The organism is Saccharopolyspora sp. NPDC003752, from assembly GCF_053605825.1.
In genome coordinates this window covers 80,885-102,707 of sequence record NZ_JBSGJZ010000012.1, presented here as the reverse complement: position 1 = coordinate 102,707, position 21,823 = coordinate 80,885, and the positions used below count along the sequence as shown (strand labels likewise).

General features: G+C 67.8%; 2 protein-coding genes (1 of these 2 only partly in view). Both read left to right on the top strand.

The features are described 5' to 3' along the window. On the top strand, positions 1-19,764 hold the 3' portion of the coding sequence (locus ACWEV3_RS17810; RefSeq protein ID WP_452614914.1) for a scabin-related ADP-ribosyltransferase. Its footprint begins 8,646 nt before the window's first position; 19,764 of the gene's 28,410 nt are visible here — the last part of the coding sequence; its start codon lies beyond the left edge, outside the window; it ends in the stop codon at positions 19,762-19,764. Then, positions 19,697-21,823: a hypothetical protein gene (locus ACWEV3_RS17805; protein ID WP_452614913.1), complete on the top strand. Its 2,127-nt coding sequence runs from the start codon at positions 19,697-19,699 to the stop codon at positions 21,821-21,823. The genes ACWEV3_RS17810 and ACWEV3_RS17805 overlap by 68 nt, the downstream gene beginning before the upstream one ends.

Genomic DNA, 21,823 nt, shown 5'->3' with positions numbered 1-21,823 from the left:
GTTTTCGAGGAGGTCAACAAGGCGTTCCGGGAAGCGCAGGTCTCGGCTGCTCGCTCGGCCAAGGACGGGCGGTACGAGCGCGCGCGGCTGCGAGCGGTCAATGCGTTCGACAGCGTGGTCGACGCGGTGACCGGCCTTCCCAGCAAGATCGGTGGTCGCAGCGCGGCCGAGCGTGACGGTGCCCCGGCCGGAGATGGCGGCCAGGCGCCGGCTCGGCGCGACCACGGACCGAAGTTCGTCATGGACCTGGACGCGGAGTGGTGGCAGACCCGCCTGGCGGGGATGTTCCACGGCACCCAGGTCCTGGACCGAGGCGGCCGCAAGGGCACCCTGTTCGACCGGATGCAACGCGGCGGCATCGAAATGCGGGTGCACAACGAGCGCCGGCTGGGCACGGTCGAGGGCCATGCGGAGTGGGAGAACACCACCACGTCCGGATCCTCGGTATCGCACGGTCCTGGCAGGGGCGTCTCGGGCGAGGCCACGGCCCAGTTCCTCTACGGCGTCGGGGACGCGTCGCTCGGTGTCGGTGCGCAGTCATCGTCGGGGCACGACGACTCCCTCACCGCGTCGACGAAGGTGAGCACCTCCAGGAAGACGAACCTGGCGCTGTACACCGGGGATCTGGTGGTGCGGGTCCGGGCTGACGCGTGGCAGCAGTTCCTGGGGCAGCCGAACCGGAAGTGGGCCGTGATCAGCCCGTACCCGAACGGCGCCAGCAGCGAGTTCGTCGAGCTGGTCATCCGGGACGGCGTGCGGTACGTCCGCCCGGACACGGGTCCCGCCGGGACGCGGGACAGCGCCGGCCCACCGGTGTCGAGCGAGCGACTCCCCGACGACCTGTCGCTGGTGACCGACCTGGGGCAAGGGCTGGACAAGAACGTCGCGGTGACCGGCTTCACCGTCGACCAGCAGCGCACCCCCGGCTCGCAGCGGCTGTCCGACCGGGCCATCCAGGCGCTCGCGCACGCCGCTCCGGAGCTGTTCCCCGGCTGGGATCCGCGATCCGGCGAGCCCGCACCGCTGTTCGACGCCACCCGGATGTTGCGGCAGCTCGACAGCGAGGCGAACCTCCGCCAGGTGCTCAACGGCGGGTGGCGCCGAAACCTGTTCCGCGCCCAGTGGTTCGGCACGAACTACTACACCTTCACCGTCCGAGCCAAGCAGGCCCCGGGGCCGGTCGAACGCCTCCACCAGCAGGGCGGTGGCGCGACCTCCGGCTATGTGGAGGTCACCGGCTCACGCGGCGTCGGCCAGAGCAGCTCCCGCAGCGCGGGAGCGGCATTCGGCTTCAGCACGACGCCGGAGGTCCCCGGTTCGGGCACCCGTCTGCCGGACGACATGGCGCAGATACCGGGCGCATGGGGGGCGACGTCCACCGAAGGTGGCATCGCGCAGTCCAACGAGACCAGCGACTACCGGCAGGACCGCACCGAGATGGGCCAACAGGCGTCGGTGCGGGCTCCCGTGGAGCTGGAGTTCGTGGTGCACAAGCACAAGGTGCCGCCGCTGCTGCTGTCCACGATCACCGAAGGCGGGTTCGGGCCGTCCACCTATCTGAACCCAGGTCGGCGCGAGATCACCATTCCGCCGGAGCTCAAGACCGTGCGCGGGACGGTCGATCTGACCACGCCGGAGCACCTGCTCCAGCAGGACCTCGAGAGCACCGGTTCGGGCACCCGGATCGAGATCACGACAGCTGCGCGCGCCACGCGGTCGTTCCAGCTCGCCAAGGCACGCCACGACGAGCAGCTGGTCACCGGCGTTGTGGAGGCCATCGCAGCGGCCGGGAGCAATCCCGGCTCGGTGCGCCGCTGGTTCGGGCCCGGCACGCCCAACCGGGCGAAGCTGGAGGAGCTGTTCTCGCCGGAAATGCTGGTGGCCAATCTGGGCAACGGTCGGCAGCTGCTCGGCGAGGACGGTTACACGACCGAGTTCCAGATCCAGGACCGCTTCCTGTCGACCGACTACAAGGTGCGGATCCGTCCCCGGCTGACCGATCCGCGTTTCCAGCACGAATGGACCGCGAGCGCGCACCGGGAAGCGCACGGCCAGAATCGGTCCGAGAGCAACGCGGAGGTCCACGACCGCAGCGGCAACATGGGTATGGGCTTCGGGGTCCTCAGCGGCGATGCCTCCGCCTACGGAAGCCCCGAGGCCGGGATGGGGCATGGCGACTCCACGTCCAGGGGCATGTCCAACACCACGCAGCGGGAGCACTACACCGAGACCGGGGAAGTGACGTGGCGCCGCTACAGCGCGAGCACGAAGTTCGACGTGCTGATCAGCTCCAAGCGGCATTTCTCCTCCGAGTGGACGGAGCACCGGCTGGTAGGTGAGAACGCGCTGGCCGGCCCGAAGGTGGAGTTCGACGTCAGGCAGGAGGAGGCGGCGCCCTTCGACGCTGCCACCAGGCCCAACGATGCGGATGTCTCGGGCCAGGAGGTTGTGTTGGAGGTCGACGAGGCAGTTGAGCGGCACGATCCGCAGCCGGCGGAACTGCTGCGGGACGGGGTGATCTCGCAGCATTCGCGCCTGTTGCCCAGCGAAGGCGTCTGGTCGGGAACCCGCAACGATCACGGGGTCGATCACGACCTGATCGAGAACCTCGTCGCCAACTTGCCCGTGGACCAGGCGCAGCTGCAGGAGTTGCGGGAGCAGCTGACCGCGTACGGACGGCTGCGTGGCGAGGCGGGTCTGCTGCAGGCGCTCTCCGGCGGCAGGACGTTCCGCATCACGACGCCCGATGGGCTCAGGGACGCCGTGCTGCGGTTGGAGCGGACGGGTGTCCGGCCGGTGCAGCTGAGCGCCGAAGAGCTGCAAGCGTTGCCCACGGGGAGCACGAAGCTGGAGACGAGCCCGAGGGAGCTGTCCAGCCGGACGCTCACCCGCAAGGCCAACGTTGCCGCCGTCTCCGGCTTCCTCGGCGACCTGATCAAGGACGTAGCGGCCGTCACGCTCAACCTGCGGGCGCTGCTCTACATCGGTGCGGGCGATGGCCGCTCCACCACGACGAGCGGCAAGCGCTGGGTGGTGCGGGAGCGCACTGCGAAGCTCGGCTCGCAGAACCAGGTGTTCGACGTGAACTTCCAGCTGCGCTGGCAGCTGGGCGACCAGTCGCAGACCATCGCGTTCGGCCCGATGGTGCGCCTGGCGTACCCGAAATCGCTGCTCGAAACGCCGGCCGCGACAGCCGAAGGAGCCGGGCGCTTCTCGTCCCCCGACCCGGTCCCGATGCCGGTCGAGGCCCAGCAGCTGATCGCGAACGTGGACACCTACGCCAACGTCGGTGACCTGCAGCACCGGATCATGACCAGCCTGCCGGACTGGGTGCGGCAGGACTCCACGCTGAACGGCAACCTCTCCACCAGCATCGATGCCACCGCGCTGGTCGAGGAGACCGCCGAAGGCCTGGTGCACGGCATCGACATCACCAAGCGGACGGTCTTCCCGGACGCCCTCACCCGACCCGGCTCGGACTGGTCGAAGCACCCCGAGGTCAAGGTGCGGATCAGGCCGCAGCTGAAGGGCTTCGAACGGGTCGGCGACGGATCCGTCGACATCGCGACCGGCGAGATCTGGCGCGCCTCCAACGAGGACCAGCTGGTCAAGAGCACGGTTTCCGGCAACGAGTTCGGGGTCCGGCTGAGGCTGCTCGCCGACCCGCCCAAGTCGGAAGCGGACGGGAAGCAGCCGTCGCCGCAGGTCGGTCCGCTGGTGCAGGCCGGGATCGCCGCCACGCGCGAGGACTCCTACGCGATCCGGTCGGGGGCCACGACCAAGGACAAGTCGGTCGAGCAGGAGGGTGCGCGGCGGTACCGGCTCGATCTGTCCTTCGCCGCGGAGTACCGCGCGCGTCCCGGGGCCCGCGGTATGTCGGATCCGGTGGCGGTGCCGCGCACCGGCGGGGCCGTGTACGTCTGGGTCCGCGAGGCGGATGCCGACGAGTTCGAGGCGGTGCTGAAGCACGCCCTGGACCCGGAGAACCAGCTGCGGGCCGGGCTGAGCGGGCCGCGCGGGCGCGACGTGAGCGGTGCGGAGCGGCAGCGGACGCAGGCCGTCCTCGACGGCGATGGCATGTTCACGTCGCTGGTCAAGTTGCGCGGGGCATCCCAGCTCCTCGCGGAGGCCGGCCGGCACGTCCGCACGCGTCTCGCGAACGCCGGCATCGACGAGACCACAGTGGACTGGGCGGAGGTGGACCGGCAGCTCGGTGCCGGACTCGGCCCGCACGCGCTGGAGAGCCGGTTCGATGCGATCAAGGGCCGGGCGGCCCAGCCGTACCGCGTCGAGGTCAAGGTCGGCGGCCGCACGTTCGCCTTCGAGGTCAACGGCGTCCTGGGCGAGGTGACGCACCGCCAGGGCCTGGACAAGGACGCGAGCTTCCACGCGACGCGGCTGCGCAACACGGGGTGGCGGGGCGGCTTGAAGGGTGCGTTCGGCTGGAACGCGCAGGTGGCCGCCGGGCTGCGCAGGAAGGTCCGGGATGACGGGTACGGCGCGAAGGTCTACGTCGGAGGAGTCGTAGGCGGAGGCGCTCGGGGCGACCGGTCGGTCTCCAGCGGATTCGGGGTGTCGGCCACCACCGGGTCCAGGCTGAAGTACTCCGGGAAGGCGGACCTGGTCTCCCGCGCGGTCACGCTCGAGATGAAGGTCACCGAGACCCGCGACCGCAGCCTGTGGCGCGGCTTGTCGCGCTCGGTGGGCGGATTCGGGCCGACGCGGATCGTGTTCCCCGCCCACGCCGAGTACCGCGTCGCGCGGTTCTTGCTCGACGGGACCGGCGACGGTGGCTGGAGTCCGGGCCTGCCGCAGCGGCAGGACGTGCACAACTTCGACGAGGCCCACCGGGTGGGCATGCGGGACTCGGCGGTCGTGTCGGTCGCCGACGGCTACCAGGCGGTCAACGAAGCGTTCCGCGAAGCGCAGATCTCGGCCGCGCTGGCGGCCAAGGACGGCAGGTACGAACGCGGCCGGGTGCGGGTGGTCGACGCGTTCGACGCGGTGAAGCACGCCGTGACCGGAGGTTTCGGCAAGGTGCGGGCGGCGATCCTGCCTGCCACCGCAGCGAACGAGGCATCCGAGCAGCAGGATGCGCCCGCCCGCGAGCGCAGCCACGATCCGAAGTTCGTGATGGACCTCGACCCGGAGTGGTGGCGGACCCGGGTGGCGGGGATGTTCCGCGGGATCCAGGTCCTGGACGAGGGCGGCCGGGAAGGAACCTTCTTCGACCGGATGCAGCGCGGCGGCTTCGAGATGCGCGTGTACAACGAGCGCGCGCTCGGTCCCGTCACGGGCGACGCGCGGTGGGAGAACGTCACCAAGTCCGAGGTGTCGGTGTCGCACGGGCGCGGCTCCGGCCTTTCGGGTGAGCTGAGCGGACAGGTCCTCGTCGGCGCTGGTGATGCCAGGCTCGGCTTCGCCGCACGGCTTTCAGACAGCGACGAGGATTCGCTGACCGGCGCGACGAAGACCGCCGCGTCGCGCAAGACGAACCTGACGATGTACTCCGCGGACCTGGTGGTGCGGGTCCGGGCGGATGCGTGGCAGCACTTCCTGGGCCAGCCGAACCGCAAGTGGGAGGCGATCAGTCCGTACCCGAACGGCACGAGCAGTCGGTTCATCGATGTCGTCATCCGTGATGGCGTGCGGTACGTCCGGTCCGACACGGGTGCCGCAGGCACGCATCCGCACACCGGTGCGCCGGTGTCCAGCGAGCGACTCCCGGATGACCTGCCGCTGCTGACCGATCTGGGCCGCGGCCTGGACAAGGGCGTCACGGTGACCGGCTTCAACCCCGATCCGCGACAGGCAGGCCACGGCACGCTGTCGGAGTGGGCTGCCCGCGCGGTGGCGCACGCGGTGCCTGAGCTCTTCCCCGGTTGGACGCCGGAATCCGGCGAACCCGCCCCGCTCAGCGACGTCATGGAGGCGCTGCTGCAGCTGGACGACGAGGCGAGCATCCGCCAGATACTCAACGGAGGCTGGGACGAGACGGTCCACCGTGGACAGTGGTTCGGCAAGAACCACTACACCATCAGCGTTCGTGCCAAGCAGGCTCCCGGAGCGGCTGAACACCTCCAGTACGGCGAAGCCGGGGCATCGGGCTACTCCGAGGCCACCGGTACCCGGGCGCTGGGAGCCGGCAGCTCCCGCGGGGTCGGGTTGGGCGCCGGCGTCTCCGTCGGGTCCGTCGTTCCGGGCAAGACCAGCAGCCTGCAGGAGAACCAGGCGTTGCTTCCAGGCGCGTCGCTGGGCTGGTCGAAGGACGAGGGCATCCGGCAGTCCACCGAGACCGGCACCTACCGGCAGGACCGGCTGGAGTCCGATGCCCGGGCGGCGGTGCGGGCTCCGGTCGAGCTGGAGATCACCGTTCACAAGCACAAGGTGCCGCCGCTGCTGCTGTCCACCATCACGGAGGGCCGGGCCGGGTCGTACGCCTACCGCCACCCGGACCGGCGCGCGGTCGGCATCCCGCCGAACCTCAGCAGGCTGTCCGGCTCGGTCGAACTGGCAGTTCCCGAATTCCTGCTGCGCCAGCGGCCCGACACCAGCGAAGCCGGCACGCGGCGCGACATCACCGAGACCGCCCGCACCACCCCGTCGCTGCAACTGGCAAAGGTGCTCCGCGACGACCGGCTGACGACGAGCCTGGTGGAGGCCATCGGCGCGGCCCGGGGCAACGAGGACCTCGTGCGCCGCTGGTTCGGGCCGGGTACCCACAACCGCGCCAAGATCGATGCGCTCTTCTCCCCGGACAGCCTGATGGGCAACCTGGGCTTCCGGCGGCGGATGCTCAGCGAGGCCGGCTACACGACCGAGCTCCTCGTCACGGACCGGTTCATGTCCGCCAGATACGAAGTGCAGGTGCGCGCCCGGCTGACGGACCCGAGGTTCCGGGAGGCGTGGACCGGGAAGGTCCACCAGACCAAGGACGGCGAGAACCGCACCGAAGCCAACAGCGACACCCACGACCGGGGCGGCAATGCCGGATTGGGCATCGCGCAGCTGGACCAGGCGGCGCACAGCTACTCGGGGCCCGACAGCGCGGGCCAGTTCGGCGATGCCACCTCCCAGGGCATGTCGAACACGACGACACTGGAGAACTCCACCAAGACCAAGAACGTCACCTGGCGCCGCTACAGCGCGGTCCCGGAGTACGACATCGTCATCCGATCCAAGCTGAGCTTCCTGCCCGACTGGTCGGAACACCGCCTGGAAGGCGCGAACGCGCTGGTCGGGCCGCCGGTCGAGTTCGACGTGAGGTCGTCCGAGTCGCAACCCTTCGAGAACCCCGTCGTCGGCGACCCGCCCCGCTCACAGGCTCCGTGGCTGCCGGCATCGGTCACCGACGGCGCTGCTTTCGTCTCCCTGCCGGCGGACGAACCGGTTTCAGCGGCCAGTGTGTGGAACAGGGGCGTCGACCGCGCACAGCGCATCGTGCTGCTCGCCACCGAGGTGCCTCGGAATCAGCCGCTCAATTTCACCGAGACGACGCCCTCGAAGCTCGCGCTAGAGCTGGGCAAGGACGTCGTGGCACTGGCCGAAAGAGGTGAGGGGCGCACGCAGTGGCGGATGTCCCCCGCTGACGGGTCACGCCCCCGGCGGGTGGATGTGGTGCTCACCCTGCCCGAGATACCGGAACACGACTCGAATGCCGAGTCGGCCCGCGAACCGGTTCCCGGTTCAGCCACGCTTTCCGATTTTGTTCAGGAAAGCGAGTGGTGGCGGTTCTACATCAACCGCAGGGATCACTCGGAAGCGATCGGGAAGTTCCCGGCCGACCCGGGAATCCTGTACGACGAGGACAGGTCCCCCGGTTTCCAGACGGCCATGCTCGCCGCGTACCGGGACGTGCTCGGGACGATCGAGGGGGTACAGAAGAGAGTCGACGCCGCGGAATTCCAGCGGATGCACGGATTGGTGACCGCCAACTTCAACGCGGACCTCCGGTGGTCCGGCAAGGGCGTCACGAATCACCCGCTGGGCGACCGGGACGTCAGCGAGGACATCCTGGCGGAGGAGATCGCCGGTCGCCCGCTGGTCTACGACATGGCCCGCCACGACTGGAGCACGGGGACGGACCGCAAGCCGATCACGATCATCGACCGGAGTTCGTTCGGCAATCCGGCCCTGGCGACCAACTACGGCCCGGACGAAGCGCCGATCCTGGTGGACGCGGTGTTCGACCGGTACTACGCCGAGGTGGCCGAGGCCGGGGGCGACGCCGATTCGAAGCTGGCCGCGATCGCGCGGGCGGTTCGCGCCCTGCACGTCCTGCACCCGTTCACCGACGGGAACACCCGGCTGGCCGTCCAGTTGCTGCTGCCGAAGCTCATGCTGGAGCAGGGGCTCGAACCGGTGGTGCCCAGCAGCGAGGTCCGGCTGTTCTCGGGTGGCTACTCGGTGGCCGAGATCGTCGAAGCGCTGAAGGACGAGGTGTTCGCCAGCGAGCTCAGCGGTGCGCGAGCGGCGCTCGACACCGCGGTGGCAGCCGGCGACGAAGGCGTGCTGGAGGCCGCTCTGGAGCGGCTCACCAATGCGACCATCGCATCCACCAGCAGGCAAAGCCTGAACGCCACCGGTGCCGAAAGAGCACTCCAGAAGGCGCTCCAGGACATGTACGCCGCGTGGGAGCGCGGCGCCCCGCAAACCGAAATCGGAGCCCTTGACGCCGCCGTCGCCGAGTTGGCCGTCTTCGTCGGGTACGAGAAGTCCCACGAGAAGTTGAAGGAAGCGGTCGAAGCCGCCCGTGAGAATCTCGGGAAACTATCGACCGACCGCCATACCGAGATCATCGCTCGCGCCACCGAGATCACCAGGCGCGAAACCCAGTGGCCCACCCACATCGGCCAGCCCACCGGTGAGGAAGCAGCGCGGATGGCGCTGATCGACGACATCACCGTTCTCGTCGCCGAAAGTCTGCGCGTTGACGGTGACGAGGACGCCCGCGAGCTCGCTCGTGACCTGGCGCGTGAACACCGCGTCCACCGGGCCCATGGCCTGCCCGATGGAACACCGCTCACCTCCGAGGAGACGGAGGCGGACGGCGCCGGTCCATCCAACTGGGCCGCTCCGCTGGGTCCGAGTGCGCGGACCGGCTCGTCGGGACAACAGCAGGTCGACGCGGCCCAGGGCGCCGAGCAAGCGCCGCAGTTCGAGTTCGCCGACATCCAGGCTTCGGTCGCGCAGGAGTTGGGTGTCTTCGCGGACCGGCTCACCGAGCTGTCGCAGGATCCAGAAGTCCAGCAGGCGGTGGACACGATGGTGGCCGCCGGTCTGGCCCCGCGAGACGCGTGGATGAAGGCGCTCGGGGCCCGGCTCACCGATCCGGACCTGTCGGAGATGGGTGTCCCGCAGGAGTTCAGCGGCCCGGATCGATCCCTCGCGGGTCTGGCGAAGTGGTTCGCGGAATCGCTGCCCGCGAACCTTCCGGAGTCGACCGAACCCGATTCGGACGGTGCCACCGACGAATCCGTGCTGCCGCAGGACAACGCCGATGCCGAGGCGGTGGGCGCGTCCAGCGATGCGGTGTCGGAGGTTTCAGAGCAGGGTGCAATCGAGGATGACAACCTCGTCGAGGAACTGCAGCAGAGGTCGACCGACGCGGAAGAGGGGTCCTCGTCGGCTAGGGGCGATGAGGCCCTAGCAGAGTTGAAGGCACGGGCCGCGGCTGCCCGCAGGAAACCCGGCAAGCTCCTGAAGGAGGACTACGCCCAACTCATCGCCCAAGCCGTGAGTATCACCAGTGGTGTCAGCCAGTCACCCCTGGTGATCGGCGAGCCCACCACCGAACAACGCGCGCAGAAAGAGTTGATCGACGACATCACCATCCTCGTCGCCGAAAGGCTGCGCGCGGACGGCGATGTGGCCGCCGCCAGGCAACTCGCGCGTGATCTCGCCACCGAGCACCACGTCCAACGCACCAATGGCCTTGGCGGCGGAGCATCATCGGACTCCGCGATGACGGAAGCGTTCGAGCAGGACGCGGGTGGTCCATCCGGCTTGGCTGGACCGGTGGAGCACCTTCAAGCGGTCGCGCACGACGCCGTTCTCACGGCTGCGATCGAGCAGGCCGTGCAGGCCGGTGCGGACACGGAGAGTGCGCGGCGAATGGCGATCGCGAACCGCCTCGACGGTACCGGGTTGTGCATCGAGGACCTCGCCTGGTTCGCGGGTCTCGGCGATCCCCTCACTGGCGCAGATCTCGTGCGGTTCGGTGACTGGCTGCACGCTGAGGGGATTTCGCCGGATCAGTTGCGAGCTCAGGGCTCGGCGGCTGGGCGTGATGCGGTGGTCCGCTGGCGGTTCGGGCTGACGGCGGCCGAGTTGGCGGAGATGCGGAACGCGGGCTTCGTTCCGGAGGTCGTCGTCGCTTCAGCGCAGAACATGGCGCTGGCCGACAGCGAGCTGCCTGCATTGGTGCGCTACCTCGGGACGAACTTGCGATTGGCGGAGTTCGAAGCGGAGCTGGCCCGGGTCAGCGGTGAAACCGGTTTGCCGCGGCGTGATCTGCTTCAAGTCGCTCTTCGGCTTTCGGTGCCGCTGTCGCTGCTGGTACCGGCAGCCCCCCTCATCGCCCGGATGCGTGACAACGGTGAGAGCGCGGACTTCGTCAGCGCCCAGATCCTGGGTCGGCTGCAGGAGATGGGGCTGGCCCTAACGGGTTTGTCGCTGTTCAACCGGCAGTGGTTCGATCAGGCCGGCCAAAGTTTGCGGATGTCGTTGGCCAACGCCGGTTTCTCGGCGCTGCACATCCCGCAACTGGTGCGGCTGGGCCTACGGCCGGCCGACCTGGGCATCGCCGCTCTGATCGACCGGATCGGTCACCTCGTGCAGGTGGAGAATTCCGGGCCGAACGATCTGACCGAGGCTGTTTTCGGGCCGGGGTGGCGTCAGCACGTGCCCGATGGCAGCGATTGGTTCGAGCTCCCGGCGGCGCTGGACGTGCTGCGGGTACTCGGCATTGGCGCCGGGTCTGCGCAGGCGGCCGAATTGCTGCGGTGGTTCGCCGAAATCGAACAAGTGCCGCGGGACATCACCGGCCTCGCCGCGCGGTGGGATGTCCCGCTCCAGAGCGTGATCCAGCTGAGCTACGGTCTGAGGCTCCGGCCCGAGCTGCTGGAATCGTTCTTTCCGGAGCTCCGGTCGTTCGCGCAGTTCGGGAACCAGGTTTTCGCGACCTTGCAGAGCACCCTGAACGGCCACCAGCTGACCGGCGCCTCGCAGCGCAACCGGTTCCTGGCGGCGGCGCGGCAACATGGCCTGGAACGCCACGACTGGGAGGGTTTCCGCAACTACCTCGCCGACCATGGCTCGTTCGTCGATGGTGCACCTCTGGATCGCTGGAGCGCCGAACCGGAAGCGGACCGCCGGCTGCTGGTCGCGCAATGGCGCGAGCACGACATGCGTCAGCGGCGCGAAGAGGTCGCGGACAGCCTGGACATCGAGGTCGCCGAGATCGACGTGCTGTCGGTCGGGGCGGACGCCTATCTGATCGAGGGAGTGCTCGCCGCCGTCGGCATGATCCCGAGCGACCTGGCGGTGTTCAACGGCCTGACCACCGGAATCGGAGTGGGCAGGCTCCGCGCGTTCGTCGAGCGACTGCAGACCGCGGCGCCGGGGATGGAGGTAGGCGGCCTGATGGCCGTCCTGGCCGAACTGTCCAGCATGGACGAAGATGGCTCCCCTGCACCGCGAGAGGCCGCAGACCAGGAGACCATCGCGAGAATGCAGGCGGTCTGGGCCGGGTTGACTCCGCAGCAGCTCGGCGCGTTCGTCGAGCTGCTCGGGGACTACGGCCTGCGCCTCGCTGAGTTCGGCGAATCCTCCGGGTGGGACCTGGCCGAGTCCGAGGGCGATGCGCTCGGACGACATATCGCGTGGTTGCGCGACAGAGGATTGACCCTCAGTGACTTGATGGGCTGGATGTCGAGCCTGACGGTGCCGTTCAGGCTGAGAGCAGGCGAACTCGGCGATTTCGTCCAGTACGTGGACGGGTACGGGTCGCTGGCCGAGTTGCGGGAAGATCCGGAGCGGGCGCGCGAGGTGGCGGCCCGCTGGCTCGCCGATCTCGGGCCCGACGACGAGGTTCCAGGCGGACTGAACGTCGTCGAAGTCGTCGAGGAGATACACCGGCATGGCGTCGAACCTGCGGACTTCCCGCTCGTGGTGGAGCTCTTCCAGCAGAACCCGGATCCGGCGCTGCGGTGGGAGGCGATCAGCGAGCTCGCCGAACGGTGGCACATCTCCGAACGGATGGCGCTGCTCCTGAGCGAGATACCGCATGTGCAGCGCGTCGAACTGGACCTGTCGTGGCTCGACGAGCGCACCTCGCGGCGGGAACACGTCGTCGGCGTCATCTCGGACTGGGTGAACTTCGCGGAACTGGAAGACGACGAGCTGTCCTGGTTCTCCGGAACCGGTGTCGTGAACATCTCCGAGCTGGCCGACTTCCGGGAATTCCTGGACGCGGGCACGAACACGCTGGACGATCTGCGCGCGGACCCCGCGCTTCGCGCCGAGGTGATCCAGGACTGGGACACCCGCCGAACGGCACCGATCTCGTCGGAGGAGGACAACCAGCTCTGGGCGGAGGGATTCGCGGGCACCGAGTGGTTCCGGCCCGAGCGCGACATCCCCAGGCTGAATCGACTGATGCGGATCGACCCGGCGCAGATCGACGCCGTACCGCACGCCGTCTTGGTCGAGGTGAGCAGGGCCCTCGGTCGGGTTCCGGTGGAAATCCCGGCGCTCGCACGCATGCGGGGCATCGACCCCACATTGCTCCTGCGCAGCGTGCACGGGCTGCGGGAGCTGCGCCTGGAGCCGGTTCGCCTCGTCAACCTGTTCACCGACGACCTGCGGGTGATGGGGGGCCTGGTCGGGGCACGAAACCAGGCCCTCGACCTGCTGGTGTCGCAGTTCGTGGCTCGCGTGGAGGCCGTGCTCGGCACCGTGGGTCTGCGGCACGAGGCGGAGCTCTCCGCCCTGACCGACTTCATGCAGGGCGTGCGTGGGCTCGAACGCACCCGCGGCGTGGTGGGGCTGGACCGGCTGCACCTCGTCATGACCGAGTTCGAGAGCTCGATTCCCGCCCTGTTGGCGGGATCCGAGCAGATGCAGCAAGTGGCGCGGCTCATCTTCGCCCAGATGAGCCGCCTCGCCGGTGACGCGCTGCGCACCGACCTGAGGGATTTCCACGAGTACTTGCTCAACGCGGACATCGACGATGACCTGACTCGAACGGATCCGGCGGACGTCGAAGAACAACTCGGCAGGTTCGTCGAGGAGCATCCAGCGGAGAACTCCTTCCTGCCACCCAGATACCCCGAGCCCAACCCACCGCCGTACGACCTGCCGACCGGGGATGGCCAGACGCCATCGCAGGCGCCGGAGGAACCGCCGGCCGGGGATGGCCAGACATCGCAGGCGCCGGAGGAACCGCCGGCGTTCGTGGAATCCGACCCGGAGCACACGTTGCAACCGGTGGACGACCCGGTGTCCGACGAGCTTCGCCGGCTGGGCGAAATGGTGGGAGTCGACGGGCGGCAACTGGTCCCGTTCATCCGTGCACTGCACGGCGCCGGCGAAGCGGAGATCAGGCAGTTGGGTGCTGATCTGCGCAACTTCGCCCTCGTCATGGGCGCATTCAGTCAGCAGCAGCGCAACACCCTGTTCGGTGCCATCGATGAGGCCACGGCGTCGGGCGAGGCGAGGCGGACGCCGCTGCGCATGGTGAACGCGCTGTTGAGCCGTGATCCCGGCGACCTGGGGGAGCTCTACGCCGAGCACGACTGGTTCGGGGCGGTCGAGCGACTCGAACACGCGGATGCCATGCAATATCCGGACCTGGAAACCGCCGACGTTTCCGACTATCCGTCCGATCCGCCGACCGCTGCGGCTTTCCGCAGCGACCTGCATGACCTGCTCGAGATGCACCTGAGGCAACGGGGCTTCAACGTGGTCCGTGGTCCGCAGCTCGACGAATCGGTCCCGATCGAGAACTCGCCGATCGCCCGGTTCGCACGCTTGCAGCACCGGCTGGGCACGGAGTCCACCCATGCGCTGCGGGCCTACATCGAGAACACCCGGTTGATCCCGGATGGCCTGGTCGGGTTGGCTGATGCGGTCGGGCTCCCGCAAGATCACGGGTCGCTGCTGTTCAGCGCGGCCGAACAGCTGGGTGTCGATCTCATCGCGTTGCCGTTGTTCGAGGCGGAGATCGGTGAACTCGTGCAGCGCAGGATCGCGCCCGAGGAATGGGCGCGGCAGGTCCGGTTCCAGCTGCGGAAGGCAGGGTTGGCCGACCACGGGTTGCTGAACCTGTTGGCCGGCAGGTTGCAGCCTGGCATGGTGCAGCTGCGCGACCTTGGCGAGCTCAACGCCTACCTCGGTACTCGGGGTATGTCGCTGGTGGATCTCATCAACCAGAGCCCGGATTCGGTGAGCGGAAGGGTAGAGAGCTGGCGGTTGAGCCGGCTCGGTCTGCGGCCCGCTACCTTCGGTGACGATTACCGGCGGATGATCCAGGGCTGGGGTGGGTTGGTCCAGGTGACGCGCTTGCTCGACGGCCACGGTGTGGGCGTTCAGCACCGGCCGGTGCTGCTGGCGTTCCTGGCGGAGCAGCAAGCCGCATCGGTTCCGTGGGCGAGTACCCCGGCGGAATTCTTCGCCAGGGTGCACAGCGAGAACCTTTCCGCGGGCAACGTCCTGCAAGCATGGGTCGAGCAGCGTCGCGTCCCGCTGGGGCTGTCCGCCGAGCGGTTCCGCGAGCTTGCGGCCACCGGCCGCTTCTGGCCCACTGCGCTCGCCGAGTTGGTCGAGCGCGTGCGCAACGATGGGCTGGATGCGACGAATCTGGTCGCCCTGGCGACCTTCACGCTCCTCGATCCACGAGAACCATCGGCTTGGTCGGGCCTCGGCGACCTCCTGCACAGGTTCCAGGCGTGGTCGGCCGCCCTGTCCGCAGGGCAGGAACTGCAAGTGTCCGGGCCCCCGACGCCGTTGGACGTTCACGCCGTCACGAGCCACTGGGGACACCACGGCATCCTCGATGCCTACATCGCGCGGCAGGAAAGCTCGCTCGGCTGGCCTGCCTCCGCGAGCGACCTCGCCGCGTTCACGACGCTGGAGGCGATCTCCTGGGGCTGGATGCAGCAGCCGGATCGCCACTCCGGCTCGTACCACGAGCGCCAGCAGGCGGCGATCGTCACCGGGGTGGCGACCTACGGCCTGTTCGCGTTCCCGCAGTACCAAGGCGGTGAGGTGCAGACCTGGCACGCGGTGCGGCAGGCCCCCGCGCCGGTGGTGGGCACGATCGTCTCGGCGGGCGAGTTCGTCTTCGCCGAATCCGCGCCGCGCGAGGCCAGGGCGGGCGCAGAGGTGGTCGTCTACCGCCCAGCCCCGGGGCAACCGTGGTCCAGCGCCGCCCGGCAGCTGCGCACGGACGGCATCAACTCGGTGGTCGGGTTTTCGCCGAATGCGGTGTTCCGCGTGGCTTCGGTCGAGGCGACCGACCTCATCGGCGTGGACGGTCACCCGGTCACGCGCATCGTCTACGAAGAACTTCCGCCGCACCCGCACCCGTTCTCCGATGGCCAGGACGCCCCGCCTGCCAAGCGTGCCCGGACGCAGCAGGACCTGGAAGACGATCCGGGCAGCGCCCGTCGCGACAACGGTGGCCGCCTGCGCGGAGGATCCCGCAGGGTGCCGGGTGGGCAGGACGAGGGCGAGGCGTCATCGGTGCGCGACACCGAATCCGTGCTGGAACGCGCGGCACGGGTGACGCCTCGGGCCGAGTGGGGGCTGCGGTTCGCGGAGCTGCTCGCATGGCTGGAAAAGGGCAAGTGGAACGCCGATGCGCAGCCGTCCGAGGAAGCGCTGGCGATCGCCCGGGAGGCGGGTGTTCAGCCACCGCTGAGTCTCGACGTCACCGAAGGCGACCGGCGCCGGTTCCGCGAGCACCTGGAACTGATCGCGCAGGTGCTGAGGCAGGACGGCCGGGCGAAGGCGTTCGAGTTCGCCCGCGGCCTGGTGGAGTACACGGAGTTCTACCCCGGTCGCGTCGGCCTGCCCGGTGGAACACCGCCTGCTTTCGAAGTGGGCGGTGCGCAAGCGGCTGGTCCGTCGGGCTCGGCAGTGGAGCTCGGGTCTCCGGAGTCCGTTGCGCGGGAGTTGGGTGTCCTCCCGGACCGGCTGACCGGGCTGACGTCGGATCCGGACGTTCTGCGCGAGGTGGAGGAGAGGGTGTCCGCGGGCCTGGACCTGCGGGATGCGTGGACGAGCGTGCTCCGTTCCAGGCTCGTCGATCCCGGCCTGTCCGGCTTGGGCATCCCGCAGGAGCTCGACCGGTCGCTCACCGGTCTCGCGCAGTGGGTCGTGAGTCCGGGCCTCGCGGAGCCGATCAACGGCTCCGTACAACAAGAAGAGATCGCTGAATCGGAAGACTCCACCGATGACTCGCTCGAAGGCCAGGACGGCAGCATCGGCGACGCGATCGGGAGTTTTGCCGCCGGTGAGGATCCAGACTTCGAGCACGTGACGGACTGGTCGTTGATCAGGGAGGTCGGATTGAGCTGGGAGGAGGCGAAGGCGAAGTACCTGAACGAGGGCGACGGCGGACGGGAGAAGATGAAACAGCTGGTCGAGTACCGCAAGAGGTACGTCGACGGTCTTCTCGACGAAATCCTCCGCGACTTCCCCGGAGTGACCCGCAACGCCGTCGGCAGCACCGATCTCACCTCCGACTACGACGTGACTGTCACAGGGCCGGGCGACACACGGGTGGTCGAGGAGTTCAACAGGCGTTTTCGCGCTGCATGGGGCAGGGAATCGGCGACCGTCTTCGACACCAACATCTACGTCAACGCTTTCCTGCCCGAGAAGGGCACCCGGCGTCTGCCGATGACGGCCGTCTCGCTGGAGGGGCGTCAGAAGCTGGCCCGGGACCAGGACGTCGCCGCGCTCTCCAAGGTGAACTTGTACATGACCGAATCCGAGTGGGACGGCTATTTGGAGGAGCTTCATGAACTGATCACGGCGACCGAATCCGGCGTGGACCACGCAGAGATCCTGCGGCGTCGGGAAATCTGGGAAGAAGCCTGGCGGCGCCACGATGCCGCCGCCGAGCTGAACAGGCAGTCGGAAGCCAGCCGGGAGCGGACGAGATCCCTCCTGCGGAGCGACAGCGAGACCTCGGAAGAGTCCGGACAACACCAGGATGCCTCCGTCGAACAGGGTGGGCGACCGGAGGCCCGCCGGGAGCCGCCAAGGCATGCCGTGCCGGAGGACAGCGAAATCCGGATCAAGAACCTGCTTTATCCGCAGCAGATGGCAGAGGCGCGGAAGATCGAGTCGAAGTACGACGCGCGACGCAGGATGAGTCTGCAGACCGAGGTCGCCTCCACGCTGGATCGGCTTGCGCAGAGCGCACAAAGGCTCATCAGCTCTGCTCTCACACATGCGGCGGAGGCATACCACTCGGTGGGCGCCCTCAGCGACATCGTCGCCAACCAGCAGGCGGGTGGCTCCCTGGAGCTGACGGACAACCAGTACCTGCAGTCGATGAACGAGCAGTTCGGCGACTTCCTCAAGGATCTGAAGCATTACCAGGGTAGGGACGGCGTCGCGTTCTACCGGTCCTCGAAGTACCTCAACCGCCTGATTTCCGCGGCCGAGGGCGTTCTTGGTGCTAGCCGGAGCAATCCCGGCGAAGTCTACGAAGTGGCCCAGGACGCGAGGCTGAGTGCGGGCACGCGGCGCTTGCTGGGTCAACTGCGCGATCTGACCAATGCGGACACCGGGCTGCTTGCCATCCGCAAGGGGAAGACGCCGCCCTACGACGGGATGTCGGACCACGAACGCAGCCTTGCGGCAGCCGACCTGGTGCGGGAGGTCTTGAACGGGATCGACACCGCAGCGGCGCTCCAGGCGAGGGTGACAACGCTCGCGGCCGAAGTCAACGCGGCGGTCCGGCCTGTCACCCACTCTTCGTCGGAGCTGACGATTCGATCGCGTCGCGGCAGCCAGGGTTCCGCATCGTCGTTCGGAATCGGTGCGGGGTCGCGTCGCAGCAGTGTGTGGTCGACGTCGTCGGCCGGATCTGGTGCGGGGCTGCGTCGCAATAGTGTGTGGTCGACGTCGTCGGTCGGGTTTGCTGCGGGGTTGCGCCGCAACAGTGTGTGGTCGACGTCGTCGTTCGGGTTCGATGCGGGGTCGCGTCGCAGCAGCGCGTCGTCGTCGTCATCCTCGTTCGGGCTAGGTGTGCGGTCGCGCCGCAGCAGCCTCATGTCTTCGTTGTGGCCCGGACTGGGTGCTGGGCCGCTGGCGGAAGTTCCGATCGCCGAGTTGAGCGAAGATTCGGAAGGACATGACGACGAGCTCGCCGGTGACGAGATGCACGAGCATTCCGATGCGGCGGAGGAAGCTGCGGGGCGGAACGGGGAGAACCTGTTCGATGGCCAAGAGGAGGGAACGCAGGGGGCGTCGGGGATGGCCGCGCGGCGGGCTGCGTGGGAGGCGAAGCTCGCCGAGCATTCGGAATGGCTGAAGCGGGGCAAGGGGCGTGCGGAGGTTTCCCGCGCAACACGCGAGATCGCGGAAGGCGCCGGCGTGCGGCTGCCGGCGGCTACCGAATCTGATGCGGTCAACCAGCAGCGGCGGCAGGCGTACGACGAGCATCTCGCGTTGATCGAGCGCGTGCTGGATCTGGAAGGTGAGCGGCAGGCGCAGGAGTTCGCCGAGTTCCTGGCGGCGAAGTTCGCGGACGACTACACCGCTGAAGCCGGGGAACAGGGGCTCGGTGACCGGTTCCTGCCAAGCGAACACCCTTTTGGCGGGGGCTGGAACCCGGTGACCGCTGTGGAGGATGGCGAATCGACTGCCGCGCATTCCGAGGACGGGGTGGAGCGTCGCGCGGAGGAGCTGGTGGATGCCGAGGTTCGGGCATATGTGGAGCAGCGCCGTGCGAGGGGCGCGGTGTACATCGTGGACCAGTCGCAGCTGGGATGGTTCCGCGAGCGCCTTGCGGAGGCGTTGGCCGGCCGCGACGTCGAGAACGTGGACCGGCTCGTTGCGGAACTGCGGGAGGCCCTGCGAGGGAAGCGTGCTACCGAGGGCGCTGGTCTCCTCGGTGGCGTGCCGTCGTCTGATGGGTTTGACGGCCTGGCTCGGCTGATGCTCGAAGATCTCGATGTTTTGCCTCCGGCGGAGGTTAGGTGGGGGCCGGCGGTGCGGTGGCCATGGGGCGGCGTTGTTCGGTTCAGCGCTGATGGGGTGTTCGCGGAACTGGTGAATCCGGATGGGGATTCGAGAGTTCTGAACATGGACGGTGGCGTGGTGTCCGCTGACCGGTATGGCCTGGAGACTGCCCATGAGCTGTTCACGCAAGCCGTGCAGCACGTCGGTGGTGACGCGCGGTCTCAGGCGGGGTTCGACAGGCTGGTCAACGTGATGTTCGGTCCCGGCAGGGAATTTGAGTTGCCGCCGGGGGCCGAGTGGACGCCGACGATGCCGACCTCGCTGGACGATGGGGCCGTTGGTGTTGTCCGTTTCAGCACTGATGGGCTGTTCGCGGAGCAATTGAACGTGCATGGGAACCGTCGAGTGGTGAACATGGCGACCGGTGGCGTGGTGTTTTCCCATCAGCATGACCCGGAGCTGACTCGTGAGTTGTTCGTGCAGGCCGGACTGGACGGTGTTGGCGGCATCGCTGCCTGGTGTTCTGTCAGGTGGTGCAGAACAGGGCTTTGTTCCGGTGCCTGACGATGTCGAGTTGGTGACTTCGTCTGGTGGAGGGTGGGATGACGCTGCTGGCTCCGGGTTCGTTGCTGACGATGTCGAGTTGATGGATGGTGTGGTTGAAGGGAATCTCGCACCGCCTGGTGCTGATCCCGTGGGGATGGACGTGGTGCACGCCGATCCGTCTGGTGCTGTTGCGGCCCTGCCGACCGCGGCTGGTTCGTCGGCTTCGTGGGTGGCGTCGGCGAGTTGGGCGGCCTGGGAGGAGAAATTTGCGGGGTACTTGAGGTGGCTCGAGCGGGGCAAGGGGCGTGCCGAGGCCCCCCGGGAGGTAATGGAGATCGCGGAGGGTGCCGGTGTCCGGTTGCCTGTGGATGTGGAAGCCGAGGAGGTTCCTCTGTTGCGGCGGAAGCAGTTCGGCAGACACCTGGCATTGATCGGCCATGTGCTGGAGCAAGAGGGCGAAGGGCAGGCGCGGGAGTTCGCTCAGTGGCTGGTGGCGCATTTCCCGGAGTTCTACGCCGCCGGGTTGTCCGAGCAAGTCGGAACCTATGAATCCAGTGCGAATGCCGAGGCGCTGGTGGATATCGCTGGCGGTGAGGCGGAACAGGGCGACTATCAACCGGTGGGTCCTGTTTCGATGTTAGGCGATGTTGCGGCGCTGCCGACGACGGATGGTTTGTCGGCTTCGTGGGTGGAGTCGGCGAGTTGGTCTGATCTGGAGAGCGCGTCGGTTGGCGAGTTGCGCCGCGCGGGGGAGAATCCTGGATTCAGGGAGGTTCTTGGCCGCAGGTTGAATGAACTCTATCGAAGTAGGAATCCGCAGGATCAGGTGACTCTTGCTCGAGTGCTCAAGGCGCTTAACAAGGGTGGCGCGTACACGCAGGCGGATTTGTCGCAGATGGTCGGATGCTCGCCGACTTCGATTCATAGGATTATCGGGAAGGCTGAGGCTGAAGCCACGAGTTCCAATGGCGAAACCGGGGGCGCCCCGCCGCCGCAGGAGCTCGGTTCGTCCTCGGGCGCTCCGCAGACTGGTGACAGCGGAGTGCTCGCGGCGTCGCTCGATGCTGAACCGGTGAGTCCTGGTTCGGCTGCGAGTGAGCCGACTGGAGACGTGGCGACCCCGCAAACCGAGATTCACCCGTTGGAACTTCGGGTGGGGGAGGCTGATTGGTCTGAGTTTAGGGATTCGCCTGAGGGGCGGCGTGATGTGTTGGGGAACCGCACTAGCCGGGCGGTTCTTGCCCGCAGACTTCTGCAGGAGAGTGAGACGAATACCCGACGTGCCTTGGCCGGTATGAGCGGTTTTCCGATTGCCACGATCCACAGGCTGATCGGAGAGGTCAAGCCTGTCGATCCTGCCGGAGCGGCTGGGATTGTGCATGATTTGGTTTTCCGGGTGGGGGAGGCTGATTGGTCTGAGTTTAGGGATTCGCCTGAGGGGCGGCGTGATGTGTTGGGGAACCGCACTAGTCGGGCGATCCTTGCTCGCAGGCTACAGCAGGAAAACCAAATGCTTGTCCAAGGAGACTTGGCGCGCATGAGCGGTTTCGGGTCGGCGCAGATCAGTATCCTGATTGCGGAGGCTGGGTCCGCCGGAGCGGTTGGGATTGTGCATGATTTGGTTTTCCGGGTGGGGGAGGCTGATTGGTCTGAGTTTAGGGATTCGCCTGAGGGGCGGCGTGATGTGTTGGGGAACCGCACTAGTCGGGCGATCCTTGCTCGCAGGCTCCAGCGGGAGCGCCAAACGCTTTCCCAGAGCGTCCTTTCTGGCATGAGTGGTTTCCCGCAGACCACGATCAATGACCTGGTTAATGAGGTCAGGCCTGTCGATCCTGCCCGAGGGTCCGGGGTTGTGCATGATTTGGTCTTCCGGGTGGGGGAGGCTGATTGGTCTGAGTTCAGGGATTCGCCTGAGGGGCGGCGTGATGTGTTGGCGAACCGCACTAGCCGGGCGATCCTTGCTCGCAGACTTCTGCAGGAGCGCCAATCGCACTCCCAAGGGAAGTTGGCGCGCATGAGCGGTTTCTCGCAGTCCACGATCAGCAACTTGACTCGGGAGTTCGCCGAGGATCGGTGA